We start from the raw sequence: 16285 nt of genomic DNA, 5'->3' as shown, positions 1-16285 counted from the left end.
ATGAAACATAACTTGTTAGCAATTGACGCTTCAACAGAAGCGCTAAGTTTGGCACTTCACTTTAATGGTCAAACTTATCGTCACTTTGAAGTCTGTCCGCAACAACATAGTCAAAAAATCCTCCCAGAGATTGAGCAGCTACTTACACAAGCAAATTGCCAGCTGGCTGAGTTAGATGGCATCGTTTTTGGCAGAGGACCGGGCAGTTTTACAGGCGTTAGAATTAGTGTCGCAATTGCTCAAGGGCTCGCGTTTTCGGCAAAATTGCAGCTAGTTGGCGTATCTACACTTGAAGCGATGGCACTTCAGGCTGTACATCAATTTAAGGTATCAGAAGTGCTAAGTGGGATAGATGCAAGAATGGGAGAAATTTATCTTGCACGTTATCAGGTATCAAGTGAAGGTATCTTAACACTTGTTGGTGATGAAATAGTTTGTGCGCCGGAAGATGTAGAGCGTTTTGACAAACCAACGGTTGCCGTCGGTACTGCGTGGCAAGCTTATCCAGAATTGGCGCAAAGTAATAACCTTGACGTCAAGGAGGCTATTACTTTGCCAGACGCATCTTATATGCTTGAACTTGGCGATAAAGCATTTAGCCAAGGCTTGTCAGTTGATGCGGCCCATGCGCAGCCTCACTACGTTCGAGATACGGTAACTTGGAAAAAGTTGCCAGGTCGCGAATAATCTTATATTTTTATAAGAGTAGTTACATCGGTGCAGACAATGAAAACACAGCTAATTGTACAAAGCCAACATACTTATCAGTTAAAGCCTGCCGTGAAGAAGGTCAATGCTGATCAAGAGTCTGCGCCGCAACCCGCTGAAAAAACAAGTTTTATCAAAAGTTCAGAAAAAGGCATAGAGCTTGCGAAAAAACTGCAAAGTGAATTCACCTCAACAATCTACGACCAGCCAAGCTTTAACAACAGCAAAGCGATTAGCACCTATATGGCGATTAATAACCAAGAGCGTCGAGCTGAAGTGCAAAGTCTTATTGGGGTGAATGTGTTCGTTTGATGAATTGAAAAATATTCAATTCCAATACAAAATGTTCTATTTGTGTTCTGGCTAAAACTCGGTATTGTTTAAAGAAAAAACCGAGTGTGTATTTGGCGACTTCAATACTAAATCAGTTTAATCGTATCGCGGTAAAAATATCGGCAAACACAACGATATTGTCTTTACGCGAAGGCTACATTGCGTTGATCCCCTTTTTTATTGTGGCCTCTCTGATTACCTTGCTAAATCAATGGCTCGATATTGCAGCAAAAGGCTTTGAGCATCAATATCTCAATGATTTTAATCAGCTGGTTTGGGGGCTGTTTCCGCTGCTTAGCTTGATTTCTTTTTCTTACCATCTTGCCAAAAATTTAAAAGTTCATACTATCGCTGCGCCCATCTTAGTCGTGAGCTGTTTTACAGCCACAACAGGATATATGTACATCGACAATAACATGATCCACATTGACCAAACTCAAGGTGTCTTGTACTCGTTGTTTATGCCAATCTTCTGTAGTCACTTACTATCGTACTTGGTTCAAGTAAAATGGCTTAGAATCGTTAATGTGAGTTCTATTAGTTTGTTTTTAAGAAAACACATCAACTTAATTTTTCCCTATCTCGCTGTTACCGCAACAACCTTATTCTTATATCCTTTTGTTGATAACTCGGCGAAATGGTTATTCAGTCACTTGTTAGCATTTCAAGTAGAGTTGACTGATTTTGGTAAGGTATTTGTGCAATTGTTGAGTACCCACTTGTTTTGGTTTTTTGGCGTGCATGGCGATAATACTTATCATATTTTGGCACCAACGGAAGTTGCAAATTACGTTGTAGGGGAAGGGGTTGCCAACTATCACTTTTTCAGCGCATTTGTGCTGTTAGGTGGCACTGGTTGTGTGTGGGCGATAATCATAGCCAGCTTTTTGATTAAAGGCGCGAAACACGAACAGCATATCGCCAAAATATCGCTTCCTCTGGCCGTTTTTAACATCAGTGAAGTGATGATTTACGCTTTACCCATTGTGTTTAACCCATACATTATTATTCCATTTTTGCTTGCGCCGATGATCAACGCTTTGTTATCTTATTATGCAATATCAAGCGGACTATTAGCTTTCACCGCAGAGCAAACCGTGCCTTGGTTTACACCCATATTTTTAAATGCTTGGCTTTTAACTGAAAGTTATTTTGGTGTCTTGTTACAAGTATTGCTAGTGGCCTTAAATGTTGCTATCTACTACCCGTTTTTGAAGATTTATCGGCGCCACAGTATGTCAGGTAAAGCATTAGACATGCTGATGAAGCGCTATTCTGCGGGCCGAGAAATAGAAGATAAAGCTGAAAGCATGTTTGCCATACATCACAGCGAGCAACAGCTTGAACACCATTGCTTAAAAGAAGTAACGGATGCTCTAAATCAAGGTTCATTGACGCTGTACTATCAACCTAAAATGGATTTAAAAACAGGTAATGTCATTGGCTTTGAAGCATTACTTAGGCTAAAAAGGCCCGATGGCTCGGTGGAAGGGCCTTGGTTTTTAGAGACTTTGGCAAAGCACAAGTTACTCGATGTAATTGATAACTTTGTGATTGATCAGCTTGAGGTTGACTTAGATAAGTTTGCTCTTGTAGGTCTTAAGCCAAAGGTGAGCTTTAACATTTCGCCAGATAACTTATTAAATGGCGGCTATAAAAGGGTTGTAAAGGCGTTTTCACGGTTTGAAGATCAGGTTGAAGTTGAGTTGTTAGAGTCTAGTTATATAGAAGATTTCGCCGCAACAATCGAGGTTGTAAACCTGCTAAAACGCAGCCACATTTGCTGTGCAATGGATGACTTTGGTACGGGTTATTCGTGCTTGTCTGTTTTATCAAAACTCAATATTGATACTATTAAGCTCGATCGCAGCTTATTACCCGATGCATCAAACAGTAAATCTGAAACCCTGTATCGCCATCTAGCTCAATTATGCACTCAACTTGGTTTTAACACAGTTGCCGAAGGGGTAGAAACTGAAGCGGATGAAATGGTTGTCAAAGCAGCTAATATCAACTGTGTACAAGGCTTTTTGTATCATAAAGCAATGCCTATCGAAGCTGCTATAAAACTGTTGGAACGAAGTCCCGAAGCAGTCTGATGACTGCTCGGTGTTAATTTAAGCCGTAGTCTTATTTTTTGATAAATGAAATCAACTTGTCAGCAATTGCTGTGTTGTTTTGTGAGCCAGCAAACTGCTCAGCGCCTTTACCGTAGGCAAAAACCTGTACATCAATTGCCGTGTGCCCACCCGTTGTCCAACCTGTAAAGCTTGCATCACTGATAATAGCGGTAATGGCCTGTGTCAATGCTTTATCACCTTGTGATTTAGCTTGTTCAAGTAACAACTTAGTTTGCTTGTCAAACGGCAAAGAGGTTGATTTAGTCCAAATTTCTTCTAGGTTATCTGAGTCAAGCATTTGTAAAGTCATGCTTTGCACAGATGCTTTAATCCCTTTGACTATATCTCTTTCCCAGCGATATTGGCCGTTGGCGCCTAAGGTAAGCCCACCAGTAGAATGATCTGCAGTGATCACTAAAATCGTATCTGGGTTGCTATCAACATATTGCTTAGCCACTTTAATTGAATTAGCAAAGTCGTTCATCTCTGCCATCGCACAAGCGATGTCATTAGCATGGCCACACCAATCAATTTGGCTGCCTTCTATCATAACGAAAAAGCCTTTATCGTTTTTCTTATCTAAAAGAGACAATGCTTTTTTGGTCATTTTTTCTAAACGGTCGGGGTTCTCATCAATGGCAAACGGTAAACCCACAGGTGCAAATAAGCCCAAAGCTGGCAACGAAGTAAGTGTATCAATGGCGTTTAAGTTATCGCTATAGCTGTAACCTGCAGCTTTAAACTCATCGACAATATTTCTGTCGTCTCGAATAAAGTATTTGGTGCCACCACCGAGCATTAAATCAACGGCTAGTTTACCCTCTATTTTGTTATCGATATAGTCGTTTGCAATCTCATCATAATTACGACGCGATTCGTTGTGCGCAGCAAAGCTTGCAGGCGTTGCATGGTTGATTTGAGAAGTGGCAACCAGTGCCGTAGTCATCCCTTTTTGCTTGGCTATTTCAAGCATGGTTTTAAGCGGTTTTTTATGTGTATCAACAGCAATTGCACCATTATAGCTTTTGGTGCCTGTGCTAAGCGCGGTAGCACCAGCTGCACTATCGGTTACGACTGTGTCATCATCAGGGTAGGTGTGAGCCATTCCAACTAAAATTGAATCAAACACAGTTGCATCGACTACCTTAGTTTCTTTGTTATCCATGTAATAACGATAGGCGGTTGTATAGGCAGGACCCATTCCATCACCAATCATATAAATGACATTTTTTGGTGCAGACTGAGCCGCTGCATGTCCGCTAAAAAGACAAGCTGCAAGTGTGCTAGCAAGCAAAGTTTTTGCAAATAGAGTGTTGTTCTTCAGTAAACTAAGTGGTTTATTCATTCTTTGTGTCCTTAGAATTCCCATGTGTTTTGTATGCATAATACTACTTAATTGTAACCAACCCTAAAGGACTGATCTGGCTGCAAACTCGCAGCGCTAAGTCGATGCAAAGTTTGCCTTAATATTAAAGGGTTATAATCGAGCTTATATTTGCTCTTGTGATAACGTAGGATAATAAAATAATTACCAGCAATAACCTATGAGATTTATGTGACTACAATGAAAAACGCGATAGACGCCCTTAAACAGCTTGGAATAGCAGCACAAACATTTGGCGAAGGAAGTGAAGTTGTTGTTTGTGTTCATGGCTGGCTCGACAACAGTAATAGCTTTAAACCCATGTTATCTAACATAGATTCTAAATTTACCTATATTGCTGTAGACTTAATGGGCCATGGTCAATCTAAGTGGCGCTCCGCTGATGCTCACTATTATTTTCTAGATTACGTTTACGATTTACTAAATATTATTGACCAATTGGAGGTAGCGAATTGCTATCTTGTTGGGCACTCTCTTGGCGCGATGGTGTGCGGCTTGTTTGCTGCTTTATATCCAGAGCGTACTAATAGCTTAGTTATGATTGAGGGCATTGGGCTCGTGTGTTCTGAGCCTGATGAAATACATCAGCAAATGCAAACAGCATTCGAGCAAAGAAAGATAACCGATAAGTTTAAAAAACGGCTTTACTCTAATTTCGACGCACTCACCACCGCTAGAAGTCAAGCAGGGGACCTGAAGAAGCAAGATGCTGCATTATTGATGAGCAGAAATACTCAAAAAGTAGAGGGGGGTTTTTATCTAACTACTGATCCTAGACTGAAAACGCAATCTGGCTTTCGCTTTTCAAAGGCTCAAGCATTAGCAGTATTAAAAGATATTAATGTCCCCAGCCTATTGATAACAGGGTCAAAAGGGTATCAGTTCGTTAAGCAAAACCTTTCTATATTTAAAAATAACTTCAACAACTTAGAAGTAACGGAAATCTCGGGAGGTCATCATTGCCACATGGATAACCCACAGCAATGTATTGCATTAGTTGAACAACACATGAATAGAAATACCCTAACCTAATTGTATATTTTCACTAAATGTGGGAATATCCTCGAATTAGAGTATTTGCTCAATTGTTAAAGCGCCTTATATCTATTAAGGTTAAGTATCAAAAAAATAACTAAAACACAGGAGCTAAGAGTGGAAAAAATCTGGCTAAAGCGCTACCCAGAAGGTATGCCTGAAACGATTGATCCAGAACACTACAACTCGTTGCTTGAATTGTTTGACAAAAGTTTTACTGAATATGCGTCTCTACCTGCTTACACCAATATGGGAAAGACGTTAACTTATAAACAAGTTGATGAAAAAACCAAAGCCATTGCAAGCTATCTACAAAACACCCTGAAGCTTGGCAAGGGTGATAAAGTTGCCGTGATGATGCCTAACTTATTGCAAACACCATTAGCAATATTAGGTGTGTTGCGTGCAGGTTGTACTGTGGTCAATGTGAATCCACTTTATACGGTTAGAGAACTTGAGCACCAGCTGAATGACTCTGAAACCAAAGCTATTTTCATCTTAGCGAACTTTGCACAAACATTACAAAAAGCATTGCCGAAGACTCAAGTTAAGCACATAGTGCTGACAGAAATTGGCGATATGATGGGAGGCATTAAAAAGCACCTTGTCAATTTTGTTGTTAAGCATATCAAAAAAATGGTGCCTGCCTATTCATTACCCAACCCGATCTCCTTTAAAAGTGTGGTTGGTGCAAACTCAAATGAATATGTAGTACCCGATGTAAACTTAACTGATTTAGCGTTCTTGCAATACACTGGCGGTACAACGGGGGTATCAAAAGGCGCGATGCTAACTCATGGCAATATGGTTGGTAACTTAGAACAAGTTTCTGGCTGTTTAGATAAAGTGTTAGACAAAGGCCAAGAGATTGTCATCACTGCGTTGCCGCTTTACCATATTTTTGCGTTAACCGCGAACTGCTTAACCTTTATGAAGTATGGTGGGCATAATATTTTGATCACGAATCCTCGTGATATGCCTGCATTTGTAAAAGAACTATCCAAATATCCATTTACGGCTATTACAGGAGTAAATACGCTATTTAACGGCCTGCTAAATACCCCTGGGTTCGCAGACTTAGATTTTTCACATTTGAAAATGTCTTTAGGTGGTGGTATGGCGGTGCAGCGTCCGGTTGCAGAGCGCTGGCAAAAAGTCACCAAAAGTAAACTTATGGAAGGCTACGGGCTTACAGAATGTGCGCCACTTGTCACAATCTGTCCTTATGACTTAGATGGTTATAATGGTTCTATAGGTTTACCTGCGCCTAGTACCGATCTAAAAATTATTTTAGAAAATGGTGAAGAAGCACCGAAGGGTGAAGCTGGCGAATTGTGTGTAAAAGGTCCACAGGTGATGGCTGGTTACTACAACCGTCCAGATGCAACGGCCGAGTGTTTAAAAGACGGCTGGTTTGCAACCGGTGACATTGCTACATACGATGATGAAGGCTTCTTTTATATCGTTGACCGTAAAAAAGACATGATCATTGTATCTGGTTTTAATGTGTTCCCGAACGAAGTTGAGGAAGTGGTTGCAATGCATGAAGGCGTGCTTGAAGTTGCAGCTGTAGGTGTACCTCATGACGTAAGTGGTGAACAAGTTAAAGTATTTGTCGTTAAAAAAGACCCTTCTTTAACGGAAAAGGATATAATCAAGCATTGTCGTGATAATCTGACCAATTATAAGGTACCTAAATTGGTAGAGTTCAAAGATGAGCTGCCAAAAACTAACGTAGGAAAAATCTTACGCAGGGCCTTAAAAGAATAAAGAATCGCCGGCATTAGCCGGCTTTTTTTTAGCAAGAATATGTCTAGGAGACGCAGTGCAGTACCAAGTTATTCAATCCCAAAAAGAGCTTAATGAATTTGTAGCAAAAATATTAGGTGCGCAGGTGGTGGCGTTAGACACCGAGTTTATGCGTCGTCGTACCTTGTACCCTGAAGTTGCATTGATCCAAGTGTTTGCCGCAAATCATCTTGCTTTGATTGACCCACTTTTGGAGCTAGACTTGGCACCTTTATGGGCTGTCTTCAAAGATCCAAATGTGCTCAAAGTATTGCACTCTCCTTCTGAAGATATTGAAGTTTTTCAAAAGTTTGCAGGTTTCGTACCATGTCCAATGTTTGATACTCAGTTTGCTTTGCAGGTGCTTGGAGAAGGCAACTGTGTAGGTTTTGCGAATATGGTGAAAACCATATTAGACGTTGAAATAGACAAAAGCGAGTCAAGAACAAATTGGCTGCAGCGGCCACTAACGGAAAAGCAATTAGACTACGCCGCCTCTGACGTTTTTTATTTAATGCCGTGTTTTGAACATATTTTTGCGCTTATCAAAGAGCGTGGACTGGTGGATATTGTTATTAGTGAAAGTGAGCTGATAGCCGCTAAACGTGCCTTTATCGTGCCAGACGAGCAAGTATATTTAGATATAAAAAACGCGTGGCAGCTAAAACCCCGAGACTTAGCGGTGTTAAAAGAGCTGGCGGCTTGGCGACGCGCCAAAGCACACAGGAAAAATCTTGCGCTGAGCTTTATTCTCAAAGAGCACAATATGGTCGAGATAGCAAAACGCAGACCAACATCATTGAATGGACTGCGTAACGTGCCGGGCATCGAAGCAATGGAAGTGAATCGATCTGGAAAGGAGATCCTTGCCTGCGTAGAAAAGGGGAGAGCTGTTAGTGAACCACAATGCCCGAAAAAATTACTTAGACTGATTGATTACCCTGAATATAAAAAGGCGGCAAAGCAACTGACTTCGCTCATTAAGCAAGTTGCCCAAGACAATGACATTCCTGCTGATGTACTGGCTTCTAAAAAGCAAATCAATCAATTAATTAGTTGGAATTGGAAGAAAACCGCTGAAGAGCGCGCGTCTTTAATGAAACCTGATTTGCTACAACCTTGGCGTTATGAACTAGTTAAAGATGTTTTAGAAGAGTGGGATGTCTAGCTTCCATCGAATAACTTAAACGAACTATTGTTAGCACTTAACTGTGAATCTCTACTTTGTAAAGAACATATAATTGACACAAACATTGATATTGTGTCAATTATATGTTTTAAATAGGAAATCTGCGTTAAGAATATTCTATTTATTTTATTCTGCGTGGATGTATAAAGAAGGTACATATTTTTGTATCAAAAAGGGAACAAAAAGGAAATGTCCACTCCCCCGTTAGTGAGACACCTGTAAACTAGAGTTTTCTAATTTTTCTCGGTAAGCTGCGGGCGGCAGATCACCAAGGCTTTCATGTGTGCGTTCTTCGTTGTAATCTAATCGCCAGAACCACACCATTTCTTTCACTTGATTGATACTTTCAAACAAGTAAGCATCTAAAAATTCTCGTCTAAATGAGCCATTAAACCGTTCAACAAACCCGTTTTGCTGTGGTTTGCCAGGCTGGATATAAACTAATTCGATGTTATGTGCTTCACACCAATCAGTTAAACACGCTGAGATTAATTCAGGCCCGTTATCTACTCGAATTTGTTTCGGTAAACCGCGCTCTGCTTTGAGTTGTTCAAGCGTTCGAACAACCCGTTCCGCTGGCAGCGAAGTATCTACTTCAATAGCCAAACACTCCCGAGTGCCTTCATCAACAATATTGAGCGTTCTAAATCGTTTTCCGCAGTATAAAGAATCATGCATAAAATCTAAGGCCCCCTGATGATTAGCTTGAGCGACAACTTCCAATGGCTGCGCAACTCTTTTAGGCAATACGCGTTTCACTCTGCGCTTTAAGCTCAAACCCATTTGGCAATACACCCGATATACGCGCTTATGGTTAAACGGATAACCTTTAAAACGAAGGCGACCATAGCATTTCCAGAATCCAGCTCTGGGGGACTTTTTTAATTGTGCATTGATGGCATCAATGACAGCTGCGTCAGCCTTTCGCCAGTCTCGTTCTGAGCGGTAGTAGGTAGCGCGACCAATACCCACAAACTTACACGCTTTTAGAATACTTAAACCCGCTTGAACCAGTGTGTTGGCGCTACTTCGCTTCTGCGCTGTCACCAACCCTTTTTTGCGAATAACTCCTTAATCGCATGATTTTCTAGGCTGACATCTGCGTACATCTTTTTAAGCTTGGCATTTTCTTCTTCAAGCTCTTTCAGGCGCTTAACATCTGACGCTTCCATACCGCCATATTTAGCTTTCCAGTTGTAATACGTAGCACTGCTGATCCCATGCTTGCGCCACACTTCTTCAACCTTCATACCCGCATCGGTTTCTTTAAGCACAGCTATGATCTGAGATTCTGTAAAACGTGACTTTTTCATCGTTGTCTCCTGATTTTGATATTACAGAAAACTCTAATTAAACATGTCTCATGTTAAGGCACGGCGGGATCACACTTTGTAAAAAGGCTTTAACACCCGCCCCTTTTCTGATCTAATAACGCCCACATTATCACTATCTACTTGTTAATTATGTCGTTATTTAGCCACCTTGAACTTGTTGAAGATAAGCGTTCTTCTATCAATCAACATCATGATCTTACTGATGTTTTGTTTCTTACCATCTCGGCGGTTTTATCTGGTTGTGAAGGCTGGAAAGATATCGAGGTGTTCGGGCACAGTAAACTGCCGTGGCTCAGGCAGTTCAGAGCATTTAAGCGCGGTATTCCAACGCGACATAGCATTGCACGAATTCTTAAAACAGTAGAGACTGATTCATTGGTTTTGGCCTTGTTCAGTTGGGTCAACGAACAGCGCTCCCAGTCTGGTAAGCCAATCATTGCGTTTGATGGTAAAACTCTGCGCGGTGCCAGTAAAAAGCGTGAGGATAACTTACACTTGGTGTCCGCTTTTGATTGCGAGTCTGGTTTAACCTTGTATCAGCGAATGGTAGAAAATAAGTCCAATGAGATACCGGCAGTTAGGGCCTTATTAGATGTGCTCGATATTTCAGATTCTATCGTCACACTAGATGCACTACATTGTCAGAAAGCGACGCTCTCAGCACTGATTTCAAGAGGGGCTGATTACTTGGTTCAAGTCAAAGCAAATCAGAAAAACTTTATAAAGCAGTCACTTCATGTTTTGAAGCAGCCTTTGAAGAAGAGAGGAATTTGCCTGAAGATGTACAAGTCAGCGGTGGTCATGGACGTCAGGAAACCCGCATTACTTATGCTCTAAACGCAGACAAACTACCTGAAGAGATAAGAGAAAAATGGCCTGGGCTTACTTCGCTGGTCGCGGTTGAAAGACACAAAAAATCCAAGTCGATAACAAAAATAGACACGCACTTTTATGTCACTTCAGTTGAGCCTGATGCTCAGATGTTACAAAAAGCTATCCGTCACCATTGGCACATCGAGAACCAGCAGCATTGGGTACTGGATGTCGTGTTTAAAGAAGATGCCTGTCAGATAAGTGAGCCGATTTCGGCGGAAAACATGGCGCTGTTTAGACGGGTCGTTCGCAATCTGGTAAAACAGCACACAGGCCGTAAAGATTCGATACGTGGTAAGTGCGTTCGGGCCAGCTTTGACGATGAATTCAGGGCAGAGCTTATCTTCGGTTAATGGTCGTTAACGAAGTATGCTCTCACCCTGCATGTTAAGGGAAGTGGACACCTGCTTTTTAATTGCATTTTAAGTTTTGGTTATTATTGGTTTTATTTTTGTTTTTTGCTAGGGGTTTTATGGTGTTTTTCTTTTTGTAATAATTTTAAATGTTTTGAGTGTGGTTTTTTGTACGGATATTAGGTATTATCATTTTGGATAACCTATGTGCACGTTTATAGCTATTTACAATTGTTGTTATGGCATTAAATACTAAGAATAATAATAATAAAATTAGTAGAGGCAACAGAGAATCATGGGCGTTAAGGAAAATACAACTTATATAATTGGTGAATATCGATTTGATTACCAACGGAATACGCTCTCACATGGCTCAGTAACGCATAATTTAGAAAATAAACAGGGCCTAGTGTTAATGGCATTAATTAATGCAAACGGGGGAGTGTTAGATAAGGAGAAGCTCTATGAACTCGTCTGGGGTGGTCGATTTACGTCAGACAATAATATTTCCGCAAAAATATCAGAGCTGAGAAAGATTTTTAACGATAAGTATAACCAACCAAAATATATTAAAACTTACCATCAAAAAGGTTATGCCCTCGTTTGTTCAATTCGCACTGTTAACGAAGAGACACCTCAATCAAATCAAGGTGCCCAAGATGAGTCAATAGAGCCGCTTGTATGCATGACTGATAATAGCCTAAGAGCAAAGGTAGAAACTGCAAGTCAACATTACGACTCTATGCTTGTTGAAAAACAGCCACAGATGAGCGACGACAAAGCTATTTCTTATAATGCTATTTCGCTAAAAACACTTATTAAAATATTCATTTTAATCGCCATTGTATTCGTAGTGGCGGGATGGGGGGTTCAGCAATTGGGTCGTGATAATACGATTCAAACGGGCGAACTCAGTATTTCCTCAGTTTCTTATTTATCTGGGCAAGAGTTTTCTCCGGCCGTTTCAAATAATGGTCAGTGGCTTGTGTTTGAACATCGGCGAGATATCAATGACACTTGGAAAATTGTGTTTCAAAACCTCCAAACGAGCGAAATCAAAGTATTATCAGGCGCGCAGTTGAATAGTCGCTCACCGGTTTGGGGTCACAACGATGAATTTGTCTATTACTTTCAAAATGAAAGAAACGGATGCCAAATTATTCGCTATAGCATGATGTCTAACGAGCATAGGGAGTTAACGAGCTGTGGTAACGTATTTCATATTGGCGCAATGAAAGTGAGCAACGACAACAAATGGTTATATTTCCCATTTAAACAAAGTAATAACGCACCTTTTATACTCAAGCGGTTTAATTTATTGAATAATAGCGAAGAAATATTATCTTCGCCGCCAGTCTCATACATTGGAGATTACAGTTTAGACCTTTCACCAGACGGAAAAAACTTATTATTTCTGCGAGCCGCAGCATTATCCAGTGTGAAGCTTCAGCTTCTGAATATTTCAAGTGGTAGTTTGCAAACCATTGCTTCTTTTGAACATTCACCTTATAGAGTCGTTTGGGGGCCTCTAGGAAAGCATGTTTTTTACATAAATGCAGATAATCAGCTGACGAAAATTGACCTTGAAACTAAAAATGTGACGCAATACAAAACTGACTACCCGAGTATTAAGTATCTTACTCGGGGTGGGCAAACTAGTTTGTATGCTGCCAGTGGCAATTTTTATAGCTATGACGTCTATTCAACATCGCTAGATACAAAGCTTGAATCGCCTGAAAAAAAACCTCTTATCCAATCTAGCTTTGATGACTTCAACCCTGTTCCTGCTAAAGCTCGAGATTCAATCTTGTTTATTTCCAATCGCTCCGGGATTAAACAAATATGGGAACTAAAAAATAACAAGTTCTTTCAGTTGTCTCAATTCAAACGTAATCATGCACTTGAATGGTTGCAAGTATCACACGATGGCACATACGCTTTATACATAAAAGACAATAAACTTTACACCTTGAACTTTTCAACAGGTAAAGAAGGGGAACTATCGTTCAACAATAGTGGTGCGTTATACAGATCTCCAGTTTGGTTGTGTAGTAGTAAAGAGATCCTCGTATCCGTACTGGAAGAACGAAAGTGGAATCTCTTCAAAGTAGACGTTGAACAGCACAAATTTGAGCGAAAGTTGGGTGATGTCAATGTTATTAAATCGGATTGTGAACAAAATGCATATTATGCAACACGCTCTTTCGGAGGGCTGTTTAAAATAAGTGATACATTTGATCAGGCTGAATTGACGAGCATCGAAAATCAGTTCATTGGCGATGGTAGTTGGAATGTGTATAAGGGCGTACTGTATTACATTGACAATGGTAAGTTGAAAGCTCAATCTTTGACTTCACAAGAACCTCTTCATCAGATAGAACTTGATTTGAACAACGCTTGGTATTTCTCTATAGGCCAAGGAGAGTTGTATTACCCGGTGAAAAGGGCCACAGAAAGCCATGTAGTCCGCATAGACTTTTGAATAAGCATATAGTTGTTGTTTTTAACATGAAACTACACCTTAAAATAACACTTTCACTTAAGGTAATGAGATCCTGAAACGATACAAGTTTGGAGTGATGATAGTTGCTTAATTATGAGAACAATTTACCAGACAGTTGTACCAAAATAGATGTCTTTCGTCATGCTGAAGAAGGTCAGAATCTTATAAATGACCATAAGTTTACCCGATATGGTTTAGGTGGTTCGCGGGCAACGTGATACACCAAGCTAATTGGCTTACCATAAAGTGGTATCAAATTACGGATGCTAATATCTACTCTTGCCTAGAATTTATTGTATCGATGATAATTTATCAGAGTTAAGTTCAATTTACGGTCAACAAAACAATAGTGGTTAAATCACTGTACAAAATTACTTATACAGGTTGCTCATATATAAAAAGAAAAGTCTGTGGGGTCGCTGAAAAGTTGCGGTTTAAGGCTGACAGTCACTTCTTTATGATTTGTGACTGTCTTGGTGTTACTGAAGCTACATGCATCTCAATTTCTTACGATACTAATTCAGTTGTACCCGATGTTTTTTGCGACTTTTCAATAATTTTATAAAGTGCTAATACATCTTCAGATAGGTCGGGGAAGTACATCGTAGCTTCTAACTTAGCGATGATTGCCTCACGATTAGGTATCTCAAGGTGGGTTAAAAGCGCATCCCAACTTCTGCTGTCTGGGTTTGCGAAGTCATGGAGAGCTTGCTCAACATAACGCTTAAAGAACGCTTTGTTTTTTGGCGTTAAGTGACTATACGCGGTTGCACTGAGCTCTTTAAACACAGCTTCATGGCCAGCCTCATCTTTTCGATGTAAAGCTGTATTCATTCTATTTAAAGGCTGAATGGTTTTATCTTCAGAGATTGCCCGAAGAAAATTATTGATAGTTAGCTCTGTGACTGTTGCATATGCAAGCTGAATTAACAAAGATTGATGTTCATCCTCAATCTCTGAGATGTACTTCTTAAGATTAATGATAGGTCTTGAAGAGGGAACAACAAACGATTCAAGGTTGAAACGCCTTCTAGCGCTATTGCATACCTCCAGACACATCAGAATATGAAACTGCTCGTCGACCATCGTTTGCGCAAGGATCTGTTTAGTTTTTGGCGAATCAATCCCCAAATTGGTTATTTTTAGAAGCTTGCTACATAAAGGATTTACGATTTCATCTTCAGTCATGATAGTGTGTTCGTTGTAGAAAATCCACGCACCGGCGAGTAAGCGTTGTTTCGTTTCTTCTGTTACATCTGCAAATTCAGGCCAATCCCAAAAAGGCACCATACTGATCGGAAATTCAGGAAGAGACGACTCGCAGTACTGATCTAAATCTAGTCGTTCTTTTCTAACCGCAGCGCGAGTATTCCAATTATTGCTGAGCACTTTGAAAATCGTTTGTTCATTCAGGCATGCTTCGGCACTGTTTGTGTACATTACTTATTCTCCGTTATTATTTAGGCTATTGAGTATATCTTTTTTGTCGTTCTTTATTGCTGGCGGCTTGCACTCTGGAAAGCTGGAACAGCTAAAAATATCAATATCAATGACAATATCAATGCCAATGCCAATGCCAATGCCAATGTTACTTTGTGCAAAACTCATACTGATAGGTGCTAAGCCAAATGAACACGCTAAGAAAGCTGAAATTACTGTTTTTGTTGTTTTTGACATTTCTTCATATCCTTAAAAAAATTTGTAAATGAAACTTATTGTTTGTTTTTAAACTTCGCATGTTTACGACGCAGTTGAATTATCACGTGGTTAGAAATTTTATGTATTGTTTTGAAGTTATGATTAGTTTACTAACTTTATGTCAATGTTAAGTGTTTGAAATTCAAGCTTTTAACTTTTTTTTTGGCTTTTTTATATATATCCATCATCTAAAAATAATGTGCTCATAATGGGTACTCGTTCATTTTCCATATTTAAAGGACACTTTTTGATGATGTTAAATCGTTAATTTTATGGAGCTTGGTATTTTAGTTGAATTCGGGCGTGCCTCATTTATTACAGAATCAAATTTTTCTGTATGGCGTTAATTGGCCATATAGTTTGGTTAATCTTTTACAAAAAATTTGTTTGCTTGATAGAGATTGGTGAGATGATACGGGGTTTTAATGTTGTCTTGTCTTGTCTTGTCTTGTCTTGTGTTAATTTGTTCTCTACTCCCTGCCTTTTAATAAATGTAAATTGTTTTTGTTTTTCATTTAAATAAAACCAGTTTTCTATTCAATATTAAGTCTGTTGACTAGTTTTGTTTATTTACTTCTAATTGGTTTTTGCCATCAAAAGCAATTATTGGCTTACCAGACTGAGAGCGCTGTTCGTTGACCCAACTGAATAAGGCCAAAACCAAAGAATCAGTCTCCACAGTTTTAAGAATACGTGCAATGTTATGTCGCGTTGGAATACCGTATTTAAATGCTCTGAACTGCCTGAGCCACGGCAGTTTACTGTGCCCGAACACCTCGATATCTTTCCAGCCTTCACAACCCGATAAAACTGCCGAGATGATAAGAAACAAAACATCAGCAAGATCACAGGGCCCGAGCACACTTTGTTAATTCCTGTTAACCAAACAAAAGCTCTGCTCTAAAATCATCGTCAAAACTAGCAGCAACGAGCTTGCTGCGAATTGAGCCTTTGCTTTTTGTGTGCT

General features: G+C 39.9%; 11 protein-coding genes and 2 pseudogenes. 8 read left to right on the top strand and 5 right to left on the bottom strand.

Translation table 11 applies throughout. The features are described 5' to 3' along the window. The 3 genes from tsaB (at nt 1) to HC733_RS16880 (ending at nt 3140) form a co-directional block, all read left to right on the top strand. Nucleotides 1-687, top strand: a complete 687-nt coding sequence (tsaB, locus tag HC733_RS16890) for a tRNA (adenosine(37)-N6)-threonylcarbamoyltransferase complex dimerization subunit type 1 TsaB (RefSeq protein WP_190366183.1) — start codon at nt 1-3, stop codon at nt 685-687. A 39-nt stretch (nt 688-726) separates the two neighbouring features. Continuing rightward, on the top strand, nt 727-1020 hold the full coding sequence (locus tag HC733_RS16885; RefSeq protein WP_190366182.1) for a hypothetical protein: 294 nt from the start codon (nt 727-729) through the stop codon (nt 1018-1020). Nucleotides 1021-1112: 92 nt separating this feature from the next. Then, nucleotides 1113-3140, top strand: a complete 2028-nt coding sequence (locus HC733_RS16880) for an EAL domain-containing protein (RefSeq protein WP_194710087.1) — start codon at nt 1113-1115, stop codon at nt 3138-3140. Between the two features lie 31 nt (nt 3141-3171). Here the strand turns inward: HC733_RS16880 and HC733_RS16875 are convergent, their stop codons facing one another. Next, a complete protein-coding gene (locus tag HC733_RS16875; RefSeq protein WP_190366181.1) occupies nt 3172-4506 on the bottom strand; it encodes an alkaline phosphatase in 1335 nt (444 codons plus the stop codon). A gap of 219 nt (nt 4507-4725) precedes the next feature. Between HC733_RS16875 and HC733_RS16870 the strand changes: the two genes are divergently transcribed. From HC733_RS16870 to rnd, 3 genes are all read left to right on the top strand, one after another. Continuing rightward, nucleotides 4726-5577: an alpha/beta fold hydrolase gene (locus tag HC733_RS16870; RefSeq protein ID WP_190366180.1), complete on the top strand. Its 852-nt coding sequence runs from the start codon at nt 4726-4728 to the stop codon at nt 5575-5577. Nucleotides 5578-5697: 120 nt separating this feature from the next. Continuing rightward, nucleotides 5698-7350, top strand: coding sequence for a long-chain-fatty-acid--CoA ligase FadD (gene fadD, locus HC733_RS16865; RefSeq protein ID WP_190366179.1), 1653 nt, complete (start codon nt 5698-5700; stop codon nt 7348-7350). A 55-nt stretch (nt 7351-7405) separates the two neighbouring features. Next, a complete protein-coding gene (gene rnd / locus HC733_RS16860; RefSeq protein ID WP_190366178.1) occupies nt 7406-8536 on the top strand; it encodes a ribonuclease D in 1131 nt (376 codons plus the stop codon). A 225-nt stretch (nt 8537-8761) separates the two neighbouring features. Here the strand turns inward: rnd and HC733_RS16855 are convergent. Beyond that, a protein-coding gene (locus HC733_RS16855) for an IS3 family transposase (protein WP_190366177.1) occupies nt 8762-9870 on the bottom strand; the annotation gives its coding sequence in 2 pieces (ribosomal slippage) (nt 8762-9624 and nt 9624-9870; 1110 coding nt in all). Nucleotides 9871-10020: 150 nt separating this feature from the next. On the opposite strand from HC733_RS16855, the pseudogene HC733_RS16850 reads away from it, so the two are divergent. Both HC733_RS16850 and HC733_RS16845 read left to right on the top strand, forming a co-directional pair. Then, a pseudogene (locus HC733_RS16850) lies at nt 10021-10964 on the top strand (ISAs1 family transposase); the annotation flags it as partial. 448 nt (nt 10965-11412) lie between these two features. Next, on the top strand, nt 11413-13599 hold the full coding sequence (locus tag HC733_RS16845) for a winged helix-turn-helix domain-containing protein (RefSeq protein WP_190366176.1): 2187 nt from the start codon (nt 11413-11415) through the stop codon (nt 13597-13599). A gap of 528 nt (nt 13600-14127) precedes the next feature. Here the strand turns inward: HC733_RS16845 and HC733_RS16840 are convergent. The 3 genes and pseudogenes from HC733_RS16840 to HC733_RS16830 form a co-directional block, all read right to left on the bottom strand. Further along, the gene (locus HC733_RS16840; RefSeq protein WP_190366175.1) at nt 14128-15060 is read right to left on the bottom strand and encodes a diiron oxygenase; all 933 of its coding nucleotides are present in this window, start codon (nt 15058-15060) and stop codon (nt 14128-14130) included. A 3-nt stretch (nt 15061-15063) separates the two neighbouring features. Then, nucleotides 15064-15297: a hypothetical protein gene (locus tag HC733_RS16835; RefSeq protein ID WP_190366174.1), complete on the bottom strand. Its 234-nt coding sequence runs from the start codon at nt 15295-15297 to the stop codon at nt 15064-15066. A gap of 607 nt (nt 15298-15904) precedes the next feature. Then, nucleotides 15905-16165: pseudogene (locus HC733_RS16830) on the bottom strand (ISAs1 family transposase); the annotation flags it as partial. Between the last annotated feature and the right edge of the window lie 120 nt (nt 16166-16285).

It is taken from the genome of Pseudoalteromonas sp. S16_S37 (genome assembly GCF_014694405.1).
In the GTDB taxonomy this organism is placed as follows: domain Bacteria; phylum Pseudomonadota; class Gammaproteobacteria; order Enterobacterales; family Alteromonadaceae; genus Pseudoalteromonas.
This window is presented reverse-complemented; position numbering and strand designations above follow the sequence as displayed.